Here is a 22,857-nt window from a genome sequence, read left to right on the forward strand (position 1 = left end):
CCTCTCGATCCGCCGCGGGTCGGGTGAAAGACGGCGACTCAAACCGGAAGATGGCCCAATCCCCTCCTTACCGGGGCCAAGTAGACGAGTCTTGATTCTCAGTCCCGCACGGCCCATGGAATGGAGTCATCGATGCGACGCAGGCGAACTGCCGTTCTCAGCGCGGTAGGCGTGACCGTGACGCTGATTGCCGGGCCGACCAGCGTCGCCGTCGCGTCTCCGGACCCGAAGGACATGACGATGGTGAACGTCGTCAAGATCGAAGGAATCCCCTGGTTCAATCGGATGGCCGTGGGCGACCAGAACTTCGCGAAGCGCACCGGCGTCCAGACCAGCCAGGAGGGCGGCGACGACACCAGCCCGGAGAAGCAGGTTCAGATCGTGGCGGACCTGATCCTGCGTCGCCCGACCGCCATCACCGTGGTACCCAACTCACCGGAGTCGCTGGAGGACGTCCTGGGTCAAGCCCGCGCCCAAGGCATCAAAGTGGTCTCGCACGAAGCCACCGGAATCCAGAACGTCGACATCGACATCGAGGCCTTCGACAACGCAGCCTTCGGCAGGCAGATCGTCCAGAGCCTCGCCCAATGCATGGGTGGGCAGGGAAGCTACGTCCAGTTCGTCCAGAGCCTGGCAGCGAGGACCCACATGCAGTGGGTGGACGCCGCATACGACATGCAGGTCGCCGAGTTCCCCGGCATGACCCGCGTAGAGGGCCCGATCGAAAGCTTCAACAACGAGCAGACCGCCTACGAGAACGCCAAGGCGATTCTGTCGAAGTACCCGAATATCAAGGGCTTTCAGGGGTCGGGCAGCACCGATACACCGGGCATCGCACGTGCCGTGCGGGAGGCGGGGTTGGCGAACGAGATCTGCGTGATGGGTACGGCGGTACCCGCTGTGGCAGCCGAGTACCTCGCCGACGGAGCGATCGACAGGATCTTCTTCTGGGATCCGGCGATGGCAGGCGAAGCGGCGCTTCAGATCGCGCTGATGCTCGCACAGGGACAACCGATCGAGGCAGGCACCAATCTGAACGTGCCCGGCTACGAGTCGTTGACCAAGCTCGACGGCTACGACAACGTCTTCGTCGGGAACGCCGCACTGGAAGCGGATGCCAGAACCGTCTCTCAGTACCCTTTCTGAGTCGGACACTCGGTCACGCCGGTGACGCTATCCGCTACGAAGACCTCTCCCCGTGCCCCCACTGGGACTCGAACCCAGACTTGGCGGATTTTAAGAACGTAATAGTCGCGAAAGCGCCCTGATCTTGCCCTCGTCTAATTCGAAGACTCCTAAACAAGGCGGACGCGACTTCTATGGACGAAATCCGCCTGTCGGTGCGCTGAGCTAACTTCCCCCGTAGTCGGATCTGACCGACATGATGTGTTCAGCGTGGTGAGGAAAAAATCGGGAGACAAGGTTCTTGGCCCAAACGCCCGAATCAAATCGAATGAGACGCTACAAGATCCGCGATGAGCAGTATCGGGAGGCGGTGAGGCAGTCCGTTTCCTTTGCCGGCGCGCGCAAGCTGCTGGGTGTCGTGCCGGAGGGCGGCAACTACCGTGTCCTCCGCCGAGCCGTCGAGCGACTCGGTCTCGATACATCCCACTTCGCCGGGCAGTCCTGGGCGAAGGGCAAGAGGGTCTCGCACCGCCTACGACCGATCGAGGCCTTCCTATCGAACACGTCTCCGATTCAGTCTGATCGGTTGCGCCGGCGCCTCATCAACGAAGGCATTTTCGAGCGGAGCTGCTCCGGCTGCAAGCTCGATAGCTGGATGGACCAGCCGATCCCTCTGGAGTTGGATCACAAAGACGGCAACCATCAGAACAACGCGCTGGAAAACCTTCGACTGCTGTGCCCCAACTGCCATGCGCTTACACCGACCTTCAGAGGCAAGAACAAGGGCTGTGCCTCCGCACTAGACTCGATCGCCTAGAAGGGGACGTAGCCTAATTGGCATCGGCGGGGCGCTTAAAACGCCTGACATTTGTGGGTTCGAGTCCCACCGTCCCCACCGTCTCGGCGGGTCCTGTTTGACCGACGGAATACCGACCGTAGCCTGGCGCAGAACCCGTCGTAGCCACGATCTGCATCGCCGGTCAGGTGGCACGGACCTCTGACGGTGTTCCAGTCTGCGCAGGCGCCCTCGCCGCTCAGGTCGAACAGCGGTACGTCAAGCTGCGTACTGCCATCGTCCCAACGTTAAGGATCTCGGCTACCGCCCAGCAGAAGCGCGCCACGCGAGGGCGCCAGCGTGAGCGCCGGCCGTGGGAAGCGATGCCGCGCGCAGGCATCGTCGATCACTTCGGATATCGCACCGGCAATGCGGCGAAGGACCCACCGCTCACAATGCTGACCGACATCCAAGCCGGCCAAGCTGATCTGTGTCACCAAGACGCCGTGCCGGCGGCGAATCCAGGACATCTCGCCGATTGCGCGGCTCAGCACCAACGCGCCCACGACATCGCCAGTCTCCAGTCCACAATGGAGCCCGACAAGGTCAAGGTTCTTGTGCGCCAACACGTCCGACGCCACACCGCTCACATCGTCTGCGGACGCGTCGACGAGAATCCGCTGCCGCGTCCGCGTGTGCGCGGCGAGCCGCGAAGCGTGCCGGCTCGAGCTCACCACAAACCGGGCCACTTCGATGCTGACGGCCCGGCGGGTCAGCTCGCCGAGGCCCTCTCGTGAATGCACGACGATCCGTCCTGGGTCCGTTCCCGCCAGGACCGCCTGGGCGAGCTCCGGCCCGGTGGTGACATCGACGGCCGACCGTTGGCGTCGTATCCAGTTCCTGACGGTGGTGTGGCGAAGCAACGCGGCCGGGTAGCTGACCGCGACGCCCTTGAAACCGTCGCGATACTGCGCGCAGCGCCGTAGGACGACATCTTCGTCGACCAGCGGCGCCGCGGCACTCGGTCCCGGGGCATGGTCAGAGCGCGTCAGCAGGTCCATTGAGTGCGTCATCTCGTCGAGGGTCCCGGGTGAACCTGTGGACAGGCAGTGTCCGAGCGGTCTCTTGACTGAACAACAGCCCAATCTTTACGCGGCCCACCCGTGCGGTCGGCTATGTTCGCCTAGTGGAGCCGCCCCACAGCTATATCCGGGAGACATCCGCTTCGGTGGCGCACCACTCGGACTACCTCGAACGTCGCGAGAATCATGCCCTCTGCGGAGCGGTGCTCGAGGCTGCGACCCCGCTGACCCAGGTAGACGCGGTCTGCCCCGTGTGCGAAGAGAAGCTAGTTCTGTACCACCTCGAATGGTGGCGCGAACAAGCCTTGGCAGCCACCGCCGAACTCGAGGCGCTCCGGGCCAAGCATCCCGAGCCAGAGTTGTCCGCGGTGCAGGTGGAGCCGGACGAACCGGCCGCTGAGCCGACGACGCTGCTCGACCACGCGCGACGAGAACTCGCGACACTCTGCCGGGAGTTTGACGATGCCGTCCCCTACTTCCGCCTGAAAACCACCATGCAGGCATTCAGCGACCGGCTGGAATCCGACGAGCGCGTGCTTCTCGCGCAGGAGATCGGTGGCGATGGCACGCTAATTCGTTGGTCGACAACGGAAGTCGAAGCCCTCGGCTGGCATGTCAGCAACAACCCCGTCCAAGGGGACTCCGAAGCGACGTGGGACGCCTGGATTCAGGACTCCTACGAGCCAACGAAGAAGGCCAAGCGACGGTTCGGGCGCGCCCGCTAGACGTTCGCCGGCGGAATCCGTAAAGGAAGGCCGCGCCGCCGTCAAGAAACCGTTAAGGCCGGTACTGATGCCTTGAGCTGCGGTGATCCTTCTATAGGTCGCCGAAATCCGGCGCCCCGTAAACGACCCGGAGTGCCATGTCCGTCCTGGTGTACATCGTGCTGACGGTGGCGGTCTTCGCCGTCCTCGGCCTGATTCAGAAGTTGGTCGAGCGGCTGTGATCGTCAACATCGTCGGCCTGGTACTCGCGATCCTCATCGCGGTGTTCCTCTTCGCCGCCCTGCTCTTCCCGGAGAGGTTCTAGGTGAGTACCACCACCGCCGGGATCGGATTCCTCGTCTCCCTGATCATCGGCCTCGCGGTCGTCCACGTGCCGTTGGGCGACTACATGTACCGGGTCTATTCCTCAGAACGGCACCTGCGCGGCGAGCGCGTCGTCTATCGCCTGATCGGTGCCGACCCCAAGGCGGAGCAGACCTGGGGTTCCTACGCCCGCAGCCTGCTGGCGTTCTCGGCGATCAGCCTCCTGTTCCTGTTCATCCTCCAACTGGTGCAGGGCAAGCTGCCGCTGCACCTCAACGATCCGGGCACCCAGATGACCCCGGCGCTGGCCTGGAACACCGCGGTCAGCTTCGTGACCAACACCAACTGGCAGGCCTATTCCGGTGAGTCCACCCAGGGCCACCTGGTGCAGATGGCCGGCCTGGCCGTACAGAACTTCGCCTCCGCGGCCGTCGGCATCGCTGTGGCCATGGCGTTCGTACGTGCTCTCGCCCGGCGCAACACCACAGAGCTCGGCAACTTCTGGGTCGACCTCGTTCGCGGCATCATCCGAATCCTGTTGCCACTCGCGGTGATCGGCGCGATCATCCTCATTATCGGCGGCGTCGTCCAGAACTTCGACCTGCATACGCAGGTCGCCACCACGCTGGCCGGTGGTCAGCAGACCATTCCCGGTGGGCCGGTCGCCAGCCAGGAGGTCATCAAGGAGCTCGGTACCAACGGCGGCGGGTTCTTCAACGTCAACTCCGCGCATCCGTTCGAGAACCCGACCTCGTGGACCAACTGGGTCGAGATCTTCCTGCTGTCCTGCATCGCGTTCTCGCTGCCACGCACGTTCGGCCGCATGGTCGACAGCCGCAAGCAGGGTTACGCGATCGTGGCGGTCATGTCTTTGATCGCGCTGATCAGCGTGACGCTGATGATGACCTTCCAGGTGCAGGCACACGGAACCGTGCCTACCGCAGTTGGTTCGGCAATGGAAGGTGTGGAACAGAGGTTCGGCGTACCCGACTCGGCGGTCTTTGCCAGCATGACGACGTTGACGTCGACGGGCGCGGTCGACTCGTTCCACGACTCCTACACCAGCCTCGGCGGCATGATGGCAATGTTCAACATGCAGCTCGGCGAGGTCGCCCCTGGCGGTGTGGGTTCCGGCCTCTACGGCATGTTGGTGCTGGCGATCATCACCGTGTTCGTCGCGGGCCTGATGGTCGGCCGAACGCCTGAATACCTCGGGAAGAAGATCACACCGCGTGAGATCAAGCTCGCGGCAACGTATTTCCTCATCACTCCGCTGATCGTGCTGACGGGCACCGCCGTCGCTATGGCGATGCCGGGGCAACGGGCCGGCATGCTCAACACCGGGCCGCACGGGCTTTCGGAGGTGCTCTACGCATTCACCTCCGCCGCCAACAACAACGGGTCGGCGTTCGCAGGCATCTCGGTCAACACCGAGTGGTACAACACCGCCCTCGGTTTGGCCATGCTGTTCGGCCGTTTCCTGCCGATCATCTTCGTGCTCGCGCTCGCGGGCTCGCTGGCCAAACAGGGCAAGACACCCGATTCCGTCGGCACCCTGCCGACGTACCGGCCCCAGTTCGTCGGAATGGTCGCCGGCGTGACGGTGATCCTGGTCGCCCTGACCTTCCTCCCAGTGCTCGCGCTGGGGCCTCTCGCAGAAGGAATCCACTGAAATGTCCGTGACCATCGACACCGCTGCGCCTACACAGCCGAAAGCAAACGCGCCCACACGCGTTCAGGGCGGGTTGCTCGATCCGAAGATGCTGTGGAAGTCGATGCCCGACGCCCTGCGCAAGCTAGACCCGCGCGCCCTTTGGCGCAATCCCGTCATGTTCATCGTCGAGATCGGCGCGGTATGGAGCACGGTCCTCGCGATCACCGAGCCATCGTGGTTCGCCTGGCTGATCGTGATGTGGCTCTGGCTCACGGTCATCTTCGCCAACCTGGCCGAAGCCGTGGCCGAGGGCCGCGGCAAGGCGCAGGCCGAGTCGCTGCGCAAGACCAAGACAGCCACGATGGCGCGTCGACTCGTCGGCTGGACACCTGACACCCCCGGCCGCGAAGAAGAGGTCGCCGCACCGCTGTTGCAACGCGGCGACATCGTGGTCGTCGAGGCGGGCCAGCCCATCCCGGGCGACGGCGACGTCGTGGAAGGTATTGCCTCGGTCGATGAGTCGGCGATCACCGGCGAGTCGGCACCCGTCATCCGCGAGTCCGGTGGCGACCGCTCGGCGGTCACCGGCGGCACCACCGTGTTGTCGGACCGCATCGTCGTCAAGATCACTCAGAATCAGGGTGAGAGCTTCATCGACCGGATGATCGCTCTCGTCGAGGGCGCCAACCGGCAGAAGACGCCGAACGAGATCGCGCTGAACATCCTGCTGGCCTCGCTGACGATCATCTTCGTGTTCGCCGTTGCGACCCTGCAGCCATTGGCAATCTACTCGAAGGCGAACAATCCAGGCGTCCTGGACACGTTGGCACTCAACGGAAACGGGATCAGCGGCATCGTCATGGTGGCCCTGGTGGTGTGCCTCATTCCGACCACCATCGGCGCGTTGTTGTCGGCCATCGGCATCGCCGGCATGGACCGCCTCGTACAGCGCAATGTGCTCGCCATGTCGGGACGCGCGGTCGAGGCCGCCGGCGATGTGAACACGCTGCTGCTCGACAAGACCGGGACCATCACGTTGGGTAACCGCCAGGCTGCCGCCTTCGTGCCGCTCGCCGGGGTGACGGACGAAGCGCTTGCCGATGCCGCGCAATTGTCCAGCCTCGCCGACGAAACCCCAGAAGGCCGGTCGATTGTCGTGTTCGCCAAGCGTGAATACGGGCTGCGGGCCCGCACACCGGGTGAGCTCGACACTGCCCATTGGATCGAATTCAGTGCGACCACAAGGATGTCCGGTGTCGACCTGAACGGCCAGAAGCTACGCAAGGGCGCGGCGAGCACGGTGGCCGACTGGGTGCGCAACGAAGGCGGCATCGTGCCGACCCAACTCGGCGATCTCGTCGACGGCATCTCCGCGGCTGGCGGCACTCCACTGGTCGTCGGGCAGGTTCACGACGGCCACGCTGAGGTGCTCGGTGTCATCCACCTCAAAGACGTCGTCAAACAAGGCATGCGGGAACGCTTCGACGAGATGCGCCGCATGGGCATCCGCACGGTGATGATCACCGGCGACAACCCGTTGACCGCCAAGGCGATCGCCGACGAGGCCGGCGTCGACGACTTCCTCGCCGAGGCCACGCCGGAAGACAAGATGGCGCTGATCAAGAAGGAGCAGGCCGGCGGCAAGCTCGTCGCGATGACCGGTGACGGCACCAACGACGCGCCCGCGCTCGCGCAGGCCGACGTCGGCGTCGCGATGAACACCGGCACCTCGGCGGCCAAAGAGGCCGGCAACATGGTCGACCTGGATTCCGACCCGACCAAGCTCATCGAAATCGTCGAGATCGGCAAGCAGCTGCTCATCACCAGGGGTGCGTTGACGACCTTCTCGATCGCCAACGACATCGCCAAGTACTTCGCGATCATCCCCGCGCTGTTCGTAGCCATCTTCCCCGGCCTGGATCTGCTGAACATCATGCGGCTGCACAGCCCCCAGTCGGCGATCCTGTCGGCGGTGATCTTCAACGCGCTCGTCATCATCGCGCTGATCCCGCTGTCGTTGCGGGGTGTTCGGTACACACCCGCCAGTGCGTCAAAGCTGTTGAGCCGCAATCTCTACATCTATGGCCTCGGCGGGATCATCGTCCCGTTCATCGGCATCAAACTGATCGATCTGATCGTCCAACTCTTCCCCGGAATGTGACATGAACTTCGCCAATCTCGTTCGTCAACACTGGGCGGCGCTGCGCGCGCTGCTGGTGCTCACCGTCATCCTCGGCCTCGCCTACCCCGTGGTCATCTGGCTGGTGGCCCAGATTCCCGGCCCCAACGACAAAGCCAACGGCTCGCTCATCGAGGTCGACGGAAAGCTGTTGGGCAGCAGCCTGATCGGCCAGGCGTTCACCGACGCCGACGGCAACCCGCTGCCGCAGTACTTTCAGAGCCGACCGTCGGCGGCCGGCGACGGATATGACCCGATGGCCACCAGCGCAAGCAACCTCGGGCCGGAGAGCATCGTCGACACACCCGACAAGTCGAGCCTGCTGACTCTCGTCTGTGAACGCAGTGCGGCCGTCGGCGATCTCGAAGGCGTCGACGGCACGAGGCCGTTCTGCACGGGTGGCGGTGTCGGCGCGGTGCTGTCGGTGATCGGCCCGCGCGATGCGCGCGGCAACGTCGTCAACCCGACGCGGGTGATCAGCGTCAACGAGCCGTGTGGCACCACCCAGGCACCGCTCCTCGACACCTACGAAGGCGTGCGCGTCGAATGTAGGCAGCCGGGCCCGGAAGGAGATGCGTACAGCATCGGTCAGATCGTGCCGATCCGCGGCAGTGCCCCCGCGGATCCGGCGGTGCCCGCCGATGCGGTGACCGCCAGCGGAAGCGGCCTCGACCCGCACATCTCGATCGCGTACGCAGACATTCAGGTGAACAGGGTCGCCAAGGCCCGCGGCGTCAGCCGTGCCGAGGTCCAGCACGCGGTCGCCGCCCACACCGACGGCCGGTTCCTCGGGTTCTTCGGTGAGCCGACTGTCAACGTGGTGGAACTCAACCTCGCACTCGACCGGGCGCAGTGAGCCCGGTGGCGCTATGTCGGATTTCGACACCACGGCTGCATTTGGCGTCGAACCGTGCCAGACCACGACCGTGGTGTCTAAGTCGCCGCTAGGACGTCGGGTGGATGATGAACAGGTGAGCACAGCCGATCCGTCGGTGACCGACCGGCCCGGCTCCCAGAAGAAGCGCGGTGAGCTGCGCATCTACCTGGGCGCCGCGCCCGGTGTCGGCAAGACCTTCGCGATGCTCGGCGAAGCGCATCGCCGGCTGGAGCGCGGGACCGACGTGGTCGCTGCGGTGGTGGAGACCCACGGCCGCAAGAAGACCGCCGACCTGATCGACGGCATCGAAACCGTGCCACCGAAGCTCATCGAGTACCGCGGCAAGCAGTTCGCCGAACTCGACGTCGAGGCGGTATTGCGGCGCGCTCCGCAGGTCGTCCTCGTCGACGAACTGGCGCACACCAACACCCCGGGCAGCAAGAACCCCAAGCGGTGGCAGGATATCGAGGAACTGCTCGACGCCGGGATCACCGTCATCTCCACGGTCAACGTCCAGCACCTGGAGAGCCTCAACGACGTCGTCGCCCAGATCACCGGCATCGAGCAGCAGGAAAAGGTGCCCGACGAGATCGTGCGGGCCGCCGATCAGATCGAGCTCGTCGACATCACCCCGGAAGCCCTGCGGCGCAGACTCGCTCACGGAAACGTCTATGCGCCCGAGCGTGTCGACGCGGCGCTGTCCAACTACTTCCGCAGAGGCAATCTGACGGCCCTGCGCGAACTCGCCCTGCTTTGGCTGGCCGACCAGGTCGACGCTGCGCTGGAGAAGTACCGCGAAGACAACCAGATCACCGCCACCTGGGAAGCCCGCGAGCGCGTCGTCGTCGCGGTCACCGGTGGCGCTGAGTCGGAGACCCTGATGCGCAGGGCATCTCGCATCGCATCGAAGTCGAGTGCCGAGCTGATGGTCGTGCACGTTGTTCGTGGTGATGGGTTATCGGGCGTCTCGGCGCCGCAGATGGGCTCGGTGCGAGAGCTGGCGGTGAGCCTCGGCGCCACCTTGCACACCGTCGTCGGTGACGACGTGCCAAGCGCACTACTGGATTTCGCCCGAGACGAGAACGCCACCCAGCTGGTGCTCGGAACGTCACGGCGGTCACGGTGGGCACGGATGTTCGACGAGGGTATCGGCGCCTCCGTGGTGCAGCAGTCCGGCTCGATCGACGTCCACATGGTCACTCACCCCGAAGCACGCAAGGAGTCATTGTGGTCGCGGACCTCTCCGCGCCAGCACCATTTCGCGTCGTGGCTTGCGGCAGTACTCATTCCGTCCGCGGTCTGCGCATTCCTGGTATTCGTGCTCGACCCGTTCCTCGACGTCGGCGGCGAGAGCGCGATGTTCTTTGTCGGTGTGTTGCTCGTTGCGTTGCTGGGAGGCGTTGCGCCCGCCGCGGTTTCCGCAGTGCTATCCGGGCTGCTGCTCAACTACTTCCTCATCGAACCGCGCTACACACTCGACATCGCCCGGCCCGACAACGCGATCACCAGCGTGGTGCTGTTAGCGGTTGCGGTTGCGGTCGCGGTGCTGGTCGACAACGCGACGAAACGTACTCGGGAGGCCCGACGGGCCTCGCAGGAAGCCGAACTGCTCGCGCTGTTCTCGGGTTCGGTGCTACGCGGAGCGGACCTCGACACGCTGCTGGAGCGAGTCCGCGAGACGTATGCTCAACAAGCCGTGAGCTTGATGCGCGCGAATGTCGGCGTCGTCGCCTGTGTCGGCGACAATCCGTGCGTCGACGTCGATTCCGCGGATACCGCAATCGAAGTCGGTGACGACGAGTTCTGGTTGCTGATGGCCGGGCGCAAGCTGGCCGCCCGCGATCGCAGGGTGCTGAGCGCCGTCGCCGCGCAGGCTGCGGGACTCGTGAAGCAACGCGAACTCACCGAGGAGGCGGGCAGGGCCGAAGCCATCGCGAAGGCCGACGACCTGCGTCGCTCACTGTTGTCTGCGGTCAGCCACGATCTGCGAACCCCCTTGGCGGCTGCCAAGGCCGCGGTGTCGAGCCTGCGCAGCGACGACGTCGACTTCTCCGCCGAGGATACTTCCGAGCTGTTGGCGACCATCGAGGAGTCGATCGATCAGCTGACCGCCTTGGTGGGGAATCTGCTTGACTCTTCGCGGTTGGCCGCCGGGGTGCTCAAGCCCGAACTGCGCAGGGTGTATCTGGAGGAGACGGTGCAGCGGGCACTTCTCGGTATCAGTAAGGGAGTAACCGGTTTTCGCCGACAAGGGCTGGACCGCGTGAAGGTCGACGTGGCCGATACCGTCGCCATGGCCGACGGCGGACTATTGGAGCGGGTGTTGGCCAACCTCATCGACAACGCGCTTCGGTATGCCGGCGTCAGCCCGATACGGGTGACGGCGGGCCAAGTCGGCGACCGGGTGCTGATCGCCGTCGTCGACGAAGGTCCGGGTATCCCGCGCGGCACCGAATCGCAAGTGTTCGCACCGTTTCAGCGGCTCGGCGATCAGAACAACAGCATCGGTGTCGGCCTTGGCCTTTCGGTTGCCCGCGGTTTTGTCGAGGCGATGGGGGGCACGATCTCGACGACCGACACCCCTGGCGGCGGGCTCACCGTCGAGATGGACCTGGCGGCGGCATCATGACACCCCAGAAGACGCGGGTGCTCGTGATCGACGACGAACCGCAGATCCTTCGCGCATTGCGGATCAACCTGTCCGTACGCGGCTACGACGTCGACACCGCGGCCACCGGCGAGGAGGCGCTGCGGAAGGCCGCCGACCACCGCCCCGACGTCATCGTGTTGGACCTCGGCCTGCCCGACATGTCCGGGATCGACGTGCTCGGCGGGTTGCGCGGCTGGCTGACCGCGCCCGTGATCGTGCTGTCGGCGCGCACCGACTCCTCCGACAAGGTCGAGGCGCTGGACGCCGGCGCCGACGACTACGTCACCAAACCCTTTGGCATGGACGAGTTCCTGGCCCGGCTACGCGCGGCGGTGCGCCGGGCCGCAGCGGCATCGGACACCGACGAGCCCGTCATCGAGACGTCGTCGTTCACCGTCGACCTGGCGGCCAAGAAGGTGACCAAGAACGGCACCGAGGTGCATCTGACCCCCACCGAGTGGGGCATGCTGGAGATGCTGGTGCGCAACCGCGGGAAGCTCGTCGGCCGCGAGGAACTGCTCAAAGAGGTGTGGGGGCCCGCCTACGCCAAGGAAACGCACTATCTGCGGGTGTACTTGGCGCAACTGCGGCGCAAGCTCGAGGACGATCCGTCGCATCCGGTGCATCTGCTCACCGAGGCCGGAATGGGCTACCGCTTCCAGCAATAACTGCCGACCGCGGTCCCGTCGGGCGTCAGTTCGCCGTCAAGAAGTCCAAGATGGGCGTAAATATGGCGTATGGCTTGATGATTCGCCGACGCAGGCGGAGTACAGCTGGAGGTATGCAGATTGCATTGGCTGGTCGAATCGCCGAGGTGGGTCACTGTGAGTGACATGATTCAGGTGATCTCGATGATGGGCAGCGTGGCGGCCTTCTTCGCGACGATCCGATACCTCAATATTCGCGACATGCGGTCACCGTCTTCGACGGATCCGGCCGAGAAGGATCGCGCCCAGCAGTAAAACGAGGCCGCAACGCACGGTTTTCACCACACGCTGGCCTCACCATGGATGATGGAGGGGTGAGCATCCTCGGTCGCAAACGAGGCGACCTGCGCGTTTACCTGGGTGCCGCCCCCGGGGTCGGCAAGACCTACTCGATGCTGGCCGAGGCACACCGGCGGATGGAGCGCGGAACCGACGTGGTGGCCGCGGTGATCGAAACCCATGGACGCCGCAGAACGGCCCAGCAACTCGCAGGCATCGAGGTGATCCCGCCACGCTTCGTCGAGTGTCAGGGCAACCGCTATCCAGAGCTCGACGTCGAGGCGGTACTGGCCCGCCGGCCCCAGGTGGTACTCATCGACGACTTCGCCCACACCAACACCCCGGGCAGCAGGAACGCCACTCGATGGCAGGACGTCGATGAGTTTCTCAACGCGGGCATCACGGTCATCACCACCGTGAACGTGCAGCACCTGGAGAGCCTCAACGACGTCGTCACCCAGATCACGGGAGTCGAACAGAAGGAGCGGATCCCCGACGAGGTCGTCCGCGCCGCCGACCAGATCGAGCTGGTCGACATCACGCCGGAGGCCCTGCGGCGCAGGCTCGCTCACGGCAACGTGTACCCGCCCGAGCGTGTCGATGCCGCACTGTCCAACTATTTCCGACCCGGAAACCTCACCGCACTGCGGCAATTGGCGCTGCTGTGGCTTGCCGACCAGGTGGACGCCGCGCTGGCCAAATACCGCGCCGACAAGAACATCACCGACACCTGGGAGACCCGTGAGCGGGTGGTCGTAGGCGTCACCGGTGGCGATGAGTCGGAGACGCTGGTTCGCAGGGCGTCGCGGATCGCGTCGAGGTCCGGTGCCGAACTCAAGGTCGTCCACGTCATCCAGGGCGACGGGCTGACCAGCATCTCGTCGCAACAGAAGAGCGCGGTCCGCGCCGTCGCCACCAGTCTGGGCGCGACGATGCACACCGTCGTCGGCGACGACGTGGCCACCACGTTGCTCGATTTCGCCCGTGCCGCCAACGCCACGCAGTTGGTCCTCGGCACCTCTCGACGCTCCCGGTGGGCGCGGATCTTCGACGAAGGAATCGGCGCGAACGTCGTACAACAGTCCGGCTCGATCGACGTGCACATGGTGACCCATCCGGAGGCGCGCAGGGGCATTCCCCTGGCGACGCTGTCACGTGGACGGCGTCGCGTGGTGTCCTGGCTGGCCGCACTGGCGATCCCGATCGCGATCCTCGCGGTAACGATGTCCCTACCCGAAGAGACGTTGGGCATCGGCGGTCAGAGCACGCTGTTCTTCACCGGCGTACTGGTCGTCGCGCTGCTTGGCGGCATTGCGCCGGCCGTGTTGTCCGCGGTGCTCTCCGGACTGCTGCTGAACTACTTCCTGGTGACACCGCCGTTCACGTTGACGATCGACGATCCGGACAGCGCGGTCACGATCGTCGTTCTGCTTCTGGTCGCGGTGGCGGTGGCGGTACTGGTCGACCGTGTGGCCTACCGCGCCGCCGAGGCGCGACGGTCATCTCAGGAAGCCGAGCTGCTCGCCTTGTTCGCCGACTCCGTGCTGCGCGACGCCGATCTCGACACGCTGCTCGAGCGGATTCGGGAAGCGTATTCCCAACGCGCCGTGAGCATGTTGGCGGTGCGCAGCGACGAGCGGACCGGTGAAGTCGTCGCGTCGGTCGGCAAGGATCCCTGCACCAGCGTCGACAGTGCCGACACCGCGATCGATGTCGGTGACGAGGGGTTCTGGATGCTGTTGGCAGGCAGGACATTGACCGCCCGCGAGCGGCGCGTCTTGAGCTCAGTCGCCGAACAGGCGGTCAACATGCTCAAACAGCGACGCTGACTACTTGGTTCTTGTAAGTCGTGGCCGCAATCGGCCGGCGTCGATGCCGATGTCACGCTCAAGATCACCGATGAGGGCCCGGGCAAACCTGCTCAGCCCTTCGACATCGATGCCGTGACGCCCGGGGCGGTCCACGTCGTCGAGGTGGTCGGCGGCCCTCGCCAAGACGCCCGCCGCTCCCGCGGTGTTCCCGCGCTGAACGTGAGTGATACCGACTGCGAGCTGTGCCAGCCCCTGCCACATCCCGCGCTCGTCATCGGGTGCGTTCTTCCAGGCCGCCTCCAGCACCTCATGGGCATTGAACGCGAGCCCACGGTCCAGCAAGTCCTGCGCATAGCTCAGCGAGTCCGCCGGGGGCAGATCCAGATCGTCAGGGATACGCGCGACGCCCTGGCTGCCGTGCGGTAGCGGACGCCCCAGCGCGTCGCGCGGTCGGCTGCTGCGCGCGATGCCGAACTCGTCGCGATCGCGATCGGCCACGGGGCTCACTCTAGTTGGGTGCGACGCTCCGCAGTCTCCGCTGCCAGCGCGATCAACTTCTTGCGCACAAGATCGGGCCGTTCGTCGACGACGAAATGGCTGGCATCGACGGTCTCCAAGGTGTAGTCGTCGGCGTTTGCCGTTTCCGGCGACACCATGGCCACGCCAACAGCGCGGTCGCGAGTTCCGAACAGCACGCGGATGGGTACCGTCGCACGTCGCGTCTCGGGATTCCTCGCGGCAGAGGGCAATTCGCGGGTCAGGAAAGTGCGATAGGTATCCCTGCCTGCGCGTGCGCACACCGGGTCTCGGAACCGGTCGGCGAACAGTCGCGCGTCCTCGGGAGTCAGATCGGACCCGACGCCGAAGATCACCTTCTCGATGAACTTCGTACGCCGGTGGACGAACATGCCGAACGCCGCCAGCGGCACCTGGTAGGCGAGCTTGTGCAAGTGCGGCAGCACGGTGCCCGGCGTCTGCCACGGATGGTTGATGTTCATCGCCAGGAAGCCGTCGAAGCGCTCCGGGGTTCGCAGCACCATTCGATAGCCGGCATACGCTCCCCAGTCGTGCGCCACCAGCAGGACGCGGTCGAGCGCGAGCACGTCGAGTAGGGCCTGAACGTCGGTGGCGATGTCGTCCTTGGCCCAGCGGTGCAGCGGCGGACCCGACCAGCCGTATCCGGGCAGGTCGGGTGCGATGATTCGCATGCCGGGCGGCGGATCGGCCAGCAGGTCGCGCCACAGATAGTGGTGTTCCGGCCAGCCGTGCAGCGCGACGACGGGACGACCGTCCGGTGGTCCGGCCTCGGTGACGTGGAAACGGACGCCGTTGGCGTCGACGAACGACCGGCGCACACCCTCGATCGGGGGCGGTTGAGTGGTCATGTTTCGGACTATAGAGAAGTCGCCGCGCGCTACGGTGCGGGGTATGGGCGGGTATCGCGAACTCTTCAACGCCAGCATCTCCGATCCAGCGGCCTTCTGGGCGGACGCCGCCAAGGCCGTGACGTGGACTCGTGAGCCGCAACAGATCCTCGACGACTCCAATCCGCCGTTCTACCGGTGGTTCCCCGACGCTGAGATGAATACGTGCGCCAACGCGCTGGACCGTCACGTCGAGGGCGGCCGCGGCGACCAGGCGGCGCTGATCTACGACTCCCCCGTCACCGGGTCGGCGCGCACCTACACCTATCGCGAACTGCTCGACGAGACGGCACGCTTCGCCGGCGCCCTGCGCGGCCTGGGCGTCGACAAGGGCGATCGCGTGGTGATCTACATGCCGATGGTGCCCGAGGCCGTGATCGCGATGCTGGCCTGCGCGCGACTAGGTGCCATCCACTCGGTGGTGTTCGGCGGATTCGCCGCTCACGAACTCGCGGCCCGCATCGACGACGCCCGCCCGAGCGTCGTCGTGACGGCATCGTGCGGGATCGAGCCGACACGGACCGTCGACTACAAACCGATGCTCGACGCCGCGCTGGACATCGCCGAGCATCCCGCCCCCGCATGCGTGATCCTGCAGCGCGAACAGCGGCCCTGTCAGTTGGTCGGCGGACGCGACCTGGACTGGCACGAACTCATGAGCGACGCCGAACCCGTCGACCCGGTGCCCGTGGCGGCCACCGACCCGCTCTACGTGCTCTACACCTCGGGCACGACGGGCAAACCGAAGGGAATCGTGCGCGACAACGGCGGCCACGCGGTCGCATTGCTGTGGAGCATGCGCCACGTCTACGACATTGCCCCCGGCGAGGTGTTCTGGGCCGCGTCCGACGTCGGATGGGTGGTCGGTCACTCCTACATCGTCTACGCGCCGCTCTTCGCCGGGGCGACCACAGTGCTTTACGAGGGCAAGCCGATCGGTACACCTGATCCCGGCGCATTCTGGCGCGTAGCGTCGGAACACGGTGTTAAGGCGCTGTTTTCGGCGCCGACTGCGCTGCGGGCGATCCGCAAAGAAGATCCCGACGGCGCCTACATCGGCCGCTACGACCTGTCAGGAATGAAGTACCTGTTTCAGGCCGGCGAGCGACTCGATCCCGACACCTATGCATGGGCTTCGGAGAAGCTGGGCATCCCTGTCGTCGACCACTGGTGGCAGACCGAGACTGGCTGGGCCATCGCCGCCAACCCGATGGGGATGGAGCAGTTGCCGATCAAGGCGGGATCGCCAACTGTGCCGATGCCCGGTTACGACGTCCGCATCGTGCACGTCGACGGCTCCGCGTGCGAGCCGGGTGAGGAAGGCGCGATCTGCATCGCGTTGCCACTGCCTCCGGGCACCCTGCCGACGCTGTGGGGCGACGACGACCGGTACGAAGCCTCGTATCTCTGCGAACATCCCGGCTACTACCTCACCGGGGACGGCGGTTACCTCGACGAGGACGGCTACCTGTACGTGATGGGCCGCATCGACGACGTCATCAACGTTGCGGGACACCGGCTTTCGACTGGATCCATCGAAGCAGTGCTGGCCACGCATCCCGCCGTCGCCGAGTGCGCGGTAATCGGCATCGCCGACGAGATCAAGGGACAGGTGCCGCGCGGTTTGGTCGTACTCAAGTCCGGTGCATCCGCCGAGGGACTGGCCGATGAACTCGTTCAGCTGGTGCGCGACGAGATCGGTGCCGTGGCTTGTCTGAGACTCGTCGACGTCGTGCCTGCGCTGCCGAAGACACGGTCCGGCAAGATCCTGCGGAAGACGATGCGCGGCATCGCCCACGGCACGGATGAGCCGGTGCCGTCGACCATCGAGGATCCGGCGGTGCTCGAAGCGCTGAAACCCGTTCTTCGGGATTGACTCTGCGCACAGGCCCGAAAATGTGGACGATCCACGGCGTCACCGCAGAATGAATGTGATCTAGCGTCTGCTTGCCAATTGGCGTTTGAAGGCCTCGTCGAACCGACGGTAGGTGCTGCGCAGTTCGTGGCCCGGCCAGTCCTCGGGTTCGAGCGTTGGCGGCAGCAGTGGGTCGAGTTGGAGATGCCGGACGACTGTGATGGACAGCGCGAACAAATAGATGAAGTCGTCCGCGTCGACCGCGTCGATGCCGCGCTCGTCACGCATGGCCACGGTGAGCCGTCGTGCGTCGGATGCCCAATCATCAAGGTTGAAAAGAGATCGGACAGTCTCGGGAGGCGCGTCGGTGGCGGCGCCGTGGAAGTGCACGCACTGACGGTCCAGCACGGCCCGCAGCGTCGGCAAACGGTTGGGGTTCAGGTTGTCCGGCCGGATCCAGACACCCTCACGCAGCTCGGCGAGGTGCAACCCCGTCGCGGCCTTGCGCAGCGCGAGCCGATCGGCCGCTGAACGGCGATCCAGCGAGACGACCGCCAATTCCCATGTGCCGTCCCACGGAAACGCGGTGTCGTCGAACCGGGCGGCCTCGTCGACGCGTTGCCTGCGTTCGAGCAACGACCCCGCCAGCGCATAGATTCCGTCGTCACCAACCAGTTCCCCGGCCGAAACCATGCGCCACAAGCAGGTGCGGGCGGCGCCGTCGCTGATGCCGAACAGCGAGGCGATCCCGACGAGCTCGCCCACCGTGAGGTGCGGTTCGTCGGCGCCTAACAGCGCCGTCGCGAGTACAGACCGCGCACTCAGCGAGCGGTCGCCGATCAGGTCGGCGACACGGGCACGAGACTGATGCCCGCTGACTGTGGGCACCCTATGACTCCAGCCAGGGCTCATGCCAACTCGGGTAACCGGCAACGAGTTTGGACGCCGCGGCCGGCCCCCACGATCCGACCTCGTAGGTTTGCAGTTCGGGGGGCGCTGCGATCAGCGGCTGCACGATGCGCCACGTCTCCTCGACACCGTCCTCGCGCGCGAACTGGGCGGAGTCACCGCGCATCGCGTCGCTGAGCAGCCGCTCGTAAGGTTCGGGTGCCTCGCCGAGTTCCTTGGCGAACGTCAGCGACAGATCGACGCATCGGGTGGTGTTCGCGCCGGGCTCCTTGGCCTGAACGATCAGATCGGTGCCCGGGTTCGGGTCGATACGCAGCACGAGTTGGTTGGGATCGGGCCGCTCCGGCATGACCGCCAGCTTGGGCGGACGCTTGAAGAACACCCGAATCTCGGTGGCCCGTACCGGAAGTGCCTTGCCTGCCCGAATGAAGAAGGGCACGCCGGCCCATCGCCAGTTGTCGATCTCGAGCCGCAAGGCTGCGAACGTCTCCGTTTGGGAATCCGGCCGCACTCCCTTGATGGACCGGTATCCGTCGTACTGGCCCCGGAGGTAGTGCGCGGGATCGATCGACGGGATCGCCCGGAACACCTCGACTCGCTTGTCGCGGAGCCCGTCGGCACCCGCACAACTCGGCGGCTCGGCAGCGAACAGCCCGATCAGCTGCAGCAGGTGGTTCTGCACCACGTCGCGCAGCGCACCGACAGGGTCATAGAAACTGCCGCGATCCTCCACACCGAAGTTCTCGGCCATGGTGATCTGCACGCACTGGATGCGGTCACGATTCCACAGCGGCTCGAAAATCGAGTTGGCGAACCGCAGGAACATGATGTCCATCGCCGGTTCCTTGCCGAGGAAGTGGTCGATGCGATAGATCTGCCATTCCTCGAGCACGCTGCTCAGTTGCGCGTTCAGCGCACGGGCTGATTCAAGGTCATGTCCGAACGGCTTTTCCACCACCACGCGGGCGCGACTGATGAGGTTGGCGTGCGCCAAGCCGTCGACAACCATGCCGAACAGCGATGGCGGGATCTCGAGGTAGAAGACAGGCGTGTGCTTGCCCTTGATCGCCCGGGCCACCCTTTCATAGGTACTCGCGTCGCCGAAGTCGCCGGACACCATCGACAGGCGTTGCGCGAAACGCGCGAACACGTCTTCGTCGATTGTTTCGCCTGCGGTCTCGATCGAACTTCGCGCATGGTCGTGCAGCGTCGCTTCGGACCAATCATCAAGCGCGACACCGACGATCGGGCAGTCCAGCATCTTGCGGCGCTCGAGCCGATACAGGGAACGAAAGGTCATCTTCCTGGCGAGGTCTCCGGTGATGCCGAAGACCACCAACACGTCCGCGGGCGTGGTCGCCGGGGTCGTCACGATGCTAAGCCTTCTTTTCGGCGTGGCCGCCGAACTCGCTGCGCATCGCCGACAAGAGTTTGTCGGTGTACTCGCCGAGCTCTCTCGAGGAGAACCGCTCGAAGAGCGACGTGGTGATGACCGGCGCGGGAACTCCCTCGTCCACGGCGGCCAGCACCGTCCAGCGGCCCTCCCCGGAATCCGACACCCGGCCGGTGAAGTCATCGAGCTCGGGCGATCGAGCCAGCGCGTCGGCGGTGAGATCGACCAGCCACGAGCCGACCACCGATCCGCGCCGCCAGACCTCCGCGACCTCGCCCACGTCGATCGTGTACTGATAGGCCCACGCGTCGCGCAGTGGTGTGGTCTCCGCGTCGACCGTTCGGTTGACCTTGCCTGCATCGGCGTGCTTGATGATGCTCAGGCCCTCGGCAATGGCGGCCATCATCCCGTACTCGACACCGTTGTGCACCATCTTCACGAAATGCCCTGCGCCGCTTGGTCCGCAGTGCAAATAGCCGTTCTGGGCGGTGCCGTCGGTGCGGGTGCGACCCGGGGTGGCCTCGGCGCAGCCCTCCCCCGGCGCGATCGTCTTGAAGATCGGATCCAGCCGCGAGACGACCTCTTTTTCGCCGCCGATCATCAGGCTGTAGCCGCGCTCGAGCCCCCACACCCCGCCGCTGGTTCCGCAGTCGACGTAGTGGATGTTCTTCGTCAGCAGGCTCTTGGCGCGGGTGATGTCGTCGCGGTAGTAGGAGTTGCCGCCGTCGATCACCGCGTCGCCGGGTTCGAGCAGGTCGACCAGCTGCTCCAGCGTGGAGTCCACCACTGCCGCGGGAAGCATCAGCCACACCGCACGCGGCTTCTCGAGTTTCTGGACGAAATCGCTCAGGGAATCCGCGCCCGTTGCGCCCTCGCCGGCAAGCCCGGAGACCGCATCGGCGTTCATGTCGTAGACCACGCAGCGGTGCCCGTCACGCATGAGCCGTCGCACCAGGTTGGCACCCATGCGGCCGAGTCCGACCATTCCCAGTTGCATTGGCGAATCCGTTGCCATGTCTCTCCTCGTCGTCGTGGTCCCGAACACGATGCTATCGCTATCTCACGATTTCATTGACACGTAGCACTATAGATGTGATACTTCCGTAGCATGGCCACTCCGACACGGGCGTCGGTAGCTCACGATCTCTTGAGTGATCGGGACATCGCGCGCCGCATCCTGGCGCATATCGACGCCGGTACCACCGACGAAGGCGCCGCCTGGGCCGAACCCGTCGGAAATTATTTGGACCCAACCCGATTCGCTGATGAACTCGAGGTGCTGCGCTCGTATCGGAGCGTGTACCTGCCGTCCGCCGCGCTGCCCAATCCGGGTGACCACGTCGAACGGGTCAGCTTCGGCGTGCCACTGTTCGCGGTGCGCGGCCGTGACGGCAGGGCGCGGGTATTCCGCAACGCCTGCCGACACCGCGGGATGTCACTGGTCGAAGGGCCGGGATGTACGCAGGCGTTGGTGTGCCGCTATCACGGCTGGACCTACCGTCTCGACGGGACGCTGTCGCATGTCCCGCACGCCGATGCGTTCCCCGATCTGGACATGCCCGCACGCGGACTGGTTGAGGTCGACAGCCGCGAAGTCGACGGGTTGATCATCATCGGTCCGCTGGGGACACCGGGCCCACACGCCGAATCCGCACTGACCGCCCTGGCCGATGGGAGCCCGTGGCGCGACAAGCTGCTGCCCGCGACGCGCCTGGTCGCCGTGCGACCAGCGCGGCGCGCGATGAACTGGAAGGTGCTTGTCGAGCAGTTCCTGGAGGGCTACCACATCCGCACCACGCACAAGGACACCTTCTACCCCATTCAGTACGACGACCTCAACGTCGTCGAACCTTTCGGGTCGAATACCCGAATCACGTTTCCCTACAAGAACATCGAACGCCTGCGCGACCGCCCGGAATCGACGTGGGACGTCGGCCACCGGGTGACATACGTGTACCACCTGTTCCCCAACGTCATGGTCGCGACGTTCCCGAACCAGGTGCTGGTGATCACTATCGACCCGATCGACATCGACCACACCACCGTCACGATCTACGCCATGGTCACCCCGGCGGTGGTCCAGCGCGCTTCGGCCGATCCCGAGACCATCCAGGGGGCGCGAGATCTGCTGAACGAAGGCGGGATCGAAGACAACGACATGTCCGAGGGCGTCCAGCGCGGCCTTCATGCCGGAGCCAATACCTTCGTCGAGTTCGGCACGCATGAAAGCGCGATCGGCCACTTCCACGAAACCCTCGACGACCGGTTGGCCCGATGACCGATGTCGCCGCCGGGGCGGCTCCGTGACCGACTACGAGCACCTGCTCTACGAACAGCGCGGACGGGTCACCGTCATCACCATCAACCGGCCGGAACGCATGAATGCCATTGGCCCGCAGACTCATCAAGAGCTGGTCGACGCGTGGGACCGCTTCCGTAACGACGATGATGCACTCGTCGGCGTACTGACCGGCGCGGGCAACACGGCGTTCTGCGCCGGCGGCGACCTCAAGGCCGCGCAGGCAGGCGAACTTGCGATCGACGCAAGCCCCGACGACGGCGTCCTCGGCCCGTCGCGCTGGACCGACATCTACAAGCCCACCATCGCGGCGGTCAACGGCCTCGCCTACGCCGGCGGGCTGGAGTGGGCCTGCTGGACCGACCTGGCGGTCGCCGACGAACACGCCACCTTCGGCGTCACGTGCCGCCGCTGGAATATCGGATTGGCCGACGGCGGCACCCAGCGCCTCACCCGCATCCTTGGTTATCGCCGCGCCGTCGACCTCATCATCACCGGGCGGGTCATCGACGCCCACGAGGCCGAACGTATCGGCCTCGTCAACCAGGTGGTGCCGAGTGGCACCTGCCTGCAGCGCGCGCTCGAACTGGCCGACACCATCGCCGCGCTGCCCCAGCCCGCACTGCGCACCGACCTGGAGGCCGCCCGCACCGGAGCGGGCAGATCCCTTGAGGACGGTCTGCGCATCGAGGCGGAGTGCTTCGCCCGATCCATCTACGCATCGGAGACTGCCGAGGGGCTGCGACGGTTCAACGAGCGCGACCACCCGGACCTCGCACCGTCACGATAGGGAAATTGTCAGCAACTCCC

At 65.3% G+C, this 22,857-nt stretch carries 19 protein-coding genes, 1 tRNA gene and 1 pseudogene; 15 read left to right on the forward strand and 6 right to left on the reverse strand.

The features are described from left to right. Positions 1 to 177 precede the first annotated feature (177 nt). The 3 genes from CSQ99_RS21945 (at position 178) to CSQ99_RS21955 (ending at position 2,020) form a co-directional block, all read left to right on the forward strand. On the forward strand, positions 178 to 1,146 hold the full coding sequence (locus tag CSQ99_RS21945; protein WP_245909032.1) for a substrate-binding domain-containing protein: 969 nt from the start codon (positions 178 to 180) through the stop codon (positions 1,144 to 1,146). A gap of 307 nt (positions 1,147 to 1,453) precedes the next feature. After that, positions 1,454 to 1,942: an HNH endonuclease signature motif containing protein gene (locus CSQ99_RS21950; RefSeq protein ID WP_099041112.1), complete on the forward strand. Its 489-nt coding sequence runs from the start codon at positions 1,454 to 1,456 to the stop codon at positions 1,940 to 1,942. A 2-nt stretch (positions 1,943 to 1,944) separates the two neighbouring features. After that, a tRNA-Leu gene (locus tag CSQ99_RS21955) sits at positions 1,945 to 2,020 on the forward strand. A 188-nt stretch (positions 2,021 to 2,208) separates the two neighbouring features. Here CSQ99_RS21955 and CSQ99_RS21960 read toward each other — a convergent pair. Next, a complete protein-coding gene (locus tag CSQ99_RS21960; RefSeq protein ID WP_176561143.1) occupies positions 2,209 to 2,973 on the reverse strand; it encodes a type III PLP-dependent enzyme domain-containing protein in 765 nt (254 codons plus the stop codon). 113 nt (positions 2,974 to 3,086) lie between these two features. On the opposite strand from CSQ99_RS21960, the gene CSQ99_RS21965 reads away from it, so the two are divergent. From CSQ99_RS21965 to CSQ99_RS22000, 9 genes and pseudogenes are all read left to right on the forward strand, one after another. Then, entirely contained in the window at positions 3,087 to 3,707 is a 621-nt protein-coding gene (locus CSQ99_RS21965) for a hypothetical protein (protein ID WP_099041114.1), read from the forward strand. Between the two features lie 217 nt (positions 3,708 to 3,924). Then, on the forward strand, positions 3,925 to 4,011 hold the full coding sequence (gene kdpF, locus CSQ99_RS31705; RefSeq protein WP_141562712.1) for a K(+)-transporting ATPase subunit F: 87 nt from the start codon (positions 3,925 to 3,927) through the stop codon (positions 4,009 to 4,011). Continuing rightward, positions 4,012 to 5,682: a potassium-transporting ATPase subunit KdpA gene (gene kdpA / locus CSQ99_RS21975; RefSeq protein ID WP_099041116.1), complete on the forward strand. Its 1,671-nt coding sequence runs from the start codon at positions 4,012 to 4,014 to the stop codon at positions 5,680 to 5,682. It begins immediately after the preceding gene. A 1-nt stretch (position 5,683) separates the two neighbouring features. Continuing rightward, complete coding sequence (kdpB, locus tag CSQ99_RS21980) at positions 5,684 to 7,825, forward strand: potassium-transporting ATPase subunit KdpB (RefSeq protein WP_099041117.1); 2,142 nt, start codon at positions 5,684 to 5,686, stop codon at positions 7,823 to 7,825. A 1-nt stretch (position 7,826) separates the two neighbouring features. After that, complete coding sequence (locus CSQ99_RS21985) at positions 7,827 to 8,699, forward strand: potassium-transporting ATPase subunit C (RefSeq protein ID WP_099041118.1); 873 nt, start codon at positions 7,827 to 7,829, stop codon at positions 8,697 to 8,699. Between the two features lie 115 nt (positions 8,700 to 8,814). Then, a complete protein-coding gene (locus tag CSQ99_RS21990; protein ID WP_245909033.1) occupies positions 8,815 to 11,349 on the forward strand; it encodes a sensor histidine kinase in 2,535 nt (844 codons plus the stop codon). Next, positions 11,346 to 12,038 (forward strand): response regulator, encoded by a 693-nt coding sequence (locus CSQ99_RS21995; protein WP_099041120.1) that lies wholly within the window; start codon positions 11,346 to 11,348, stop codon positions 12,036 to 12,038. The genes CSQ99_RS21990 and CSQ99_RS21995 overlap by 4 nt, the downstream gene beginning before the upstream one ends. A 156-nt stretch (positions 12,039 to 12,194) precedes the next feature. Next, positions 12,195 to 12,332 (forward strand): hypothetical protein, encoded by a 138-nt coding sequence (locus CSQ99_RS31045; RefSeq protein ID WP_176561144.1) that lies wholly within the window; start codon positions 12,195 to 12,197, stop codon positions 12,330 to 12,332. A gap of 44 nt (positions 12,333 to 12,376) precedes the next feature. Beyond that, positions 12,377 to 14,179: pseudogene (locus tag CSQ99_RS22000) on the forward strand (sensor histidine kinase); the annotation flags it as partial. A gap of 6 nt (positions 14,180 to 14,185) precedes the next feature. On the opposite strand, the gene CSQ99_RS22005 reads toward CSQ99_RS22000, so the two are convergent. Next, complete coding sequence (locus CSQ99_RS22005) at positions 14,186 to 14,665, reverse strand: DUF309 domain-containing protein (protein ID WP_099041122.1); 480 nt, start codon at positions 14,663 to 14,665, stop codon at positions 14,186 to 14,188. Between the two features lie 5 nt (positions 14,666 to 14,670). Continuing rightward, positions 14,671 to 15,552, reverse strand: a complete 882-nt coding sequence (locus CSQ99_RS22010) for an alpha/beta fold hydrolase (protein WP_099041123.1) — start codon at positions 15,550 to 15,552, stop codon at positions 14,671 to 14,673. Positions 15,553 to 15,595: 43 nt separating this feature from the next. On the opposite strand from CSQ99_RS22010, the gene CSQ99_RS22015 reads away from it, so the two are divergent. After that, positions 15,596 to 17,467: a propionyl-CoA synthetase gene (locus CSQ99_RS22015; protein WP_099041124.1), complete on the forward strand. Its 1,872-nt coding sequence runs from the start codon at positions 15,596 to 15,598 to the stop codon at positions 17,465 to 17,467. 60 nt (positions 17,468 to 17,527) lie between these two features. Here CSQ99_RS22015 and CSQ99_RS22020 read toward each other — a convergent pair whose 3' ends face one another. The 3 genes from CSQ99_RS22020 to gnd are packed head-to-tail and all read right to left on the reverse strand — an operon-like array spanning position 17,528 to position 20,745. After that, complete coding sequence (locus CSQ99_RS22020) at positions 17,528 to 18,358, reverse strand: PaaX family transcriptional regulator C-terminal domain-containing protein (RefSeq protein ID WP_099041125.1); 831 nt, start codon at positions 18,356 to 18,358, stop codon at positions 17,528 to 17,530. Further along, complete coding sequence (zwf, locus tag CSQ99_RS22025; RefSeq protein ID WP_099041126.1) at positions 18,336 to 19,727, reverse strand: glucose-6-phosphate dehydrogenase; 1,392 nt, start codon at positions 19,725 to 19,727, stop codon at positions 18,336 to 18,338. Before zwf ends, CSQ99_RS22020 begins: the two co-directional genes overlap by 23 nt. A 4-nt stretch (positions 19,728 to 19,731) precedes the next feature. Further along, positions 19,732 to 20,745 carry a phosphogluconate dehydrogenase (NAD(+)-dependent, decarboxylating) gene (gene gnd, locus CSQ99_RS22030; protein ID WP_176561148.1) on the reverse strand — a complete coding sequence of 338 codons (1,014 nt, stop codon included), beginning with the start codon at positions 20,743 to 20,745 and terminating at the stop codon, positions 19,732 to 19,734. Positions 20,746 to 20,856: 111 nt separating this feature from the next. On the opposite strand from gnd, the gene CSQ99_RS22035 reads away from it, so the two are divergent. Then, on the forward strand, positions 20,857 to 22,026 hold the full coding sequence (locus tag CSQ99_RS22035) for an aromatic ring-hydroxylating oxygenase subunit alpha (RefSeq protein WP_099041128.1): 1,170 nt from the start codon (positions 20,857 to 20,859) through the stop codon (positions 22,024 to 22,026). Between the two features lie 25 nt (positions 22,027 to 22,051). After that, positions 22,052 to 22,837 (forward strand): enoyl-CoA hydratase-related protein, encoded by a 786-nt coding sequence (locus CSQ99_RS22040; RefSeq protein WP_099041129.1) that lies wholly within the window; start codon positions 22,052 to 22,054, stop codon positions 22,835 to 22,837. Positions 22,838 to 22,857 lie beyond the last annotated feature (20 nt).

The sequence above is a fragment of the Mycobacterium neglectum genome, assembly GCF_002591975.1.
In the GTDB taxonomy this organism is placed as follows: domain Bacteria; phylum Actinomycetota; class Actinomycetes; order Mycobacteriales; family Mycobacteriaceae; genus Mycobacterium; species Mycobacterium neglectum.

Excerpts from the sequence above, each read along its gene's own strand:
- CSQ99_RS21985 (WP_099041118.1), top strand. The coding sequence starts at position 7,827 with ATGAACTTCGCCAATCTCGTTCGTCAACACTGGGCGGCGCTGCGCGCG.
- CSQ99_RS22035 (WP_099041128.1), top strand. The coding sequence starts at position 20,857 with ATGGCCACTCCGACACGGGCGTCGGTAGCTCACGATCTCTTGAGTGAT.
- CSQ99_RS21995 (WP_099041120.1), top strand. The coding sequence starts at position 11,346 with ATGACACCCCAGAAGACGCGGGTGCTCGTGATCGACGACGAACCGCAG.
- gnd (WP_176561148.1), bottom strand. The coding sequence starts at position 20,745 with ATGCAACTGGGAATGGTCGGACTCGGCCGCATGGGTGCCAACCTGGTG.
- kdpB (WP_099041117.1), top strand. The coding sequence starts at position 5,684 with ATGTCCGTGACCATCGACACCGCTGCGCCTACACAGCCGAAAGCAAAC.
- CSQ99_RS21960 (WP_176561143.1), bottom strand. The coding sequence starts at position 2,973 with ATGACGCACTCAATGGACCTGCTGACGCGCTCTGACCATGCCCCGGGA.
- CSQ99_RS22010 (WP_099041123.1), bottom strand. The coding sequence starts at position 15,552 with ATGACCACTCAACCGCCCCCGATCGAGGGTGTGCGCCGGTCGTTCGTC.
- CSQ99_RS21950 (WP_099041112.1), top strand. The coding sequence starts at position 1,454 with ATGAGACGCTACAAGATCCGCGATGAGCAGTATCGGGAGGCGGTGAGG.
- CSQ99_RS22015 (WP_099041124.1), top strand. The coding sequence starts at position 15,596 with ATGGGCGGGTATCGCGAACTCTTCAACGCCAGCATCTCCGATCCAGCG.
- CSQ99_RS22020 (WP_099041125.1), bottom strand. The coding sequence starts at position 18,358 with ATGAGCCCTGGCTGGAGTCATAGGGTGCCCACAGTCAGCGGGCATCAG.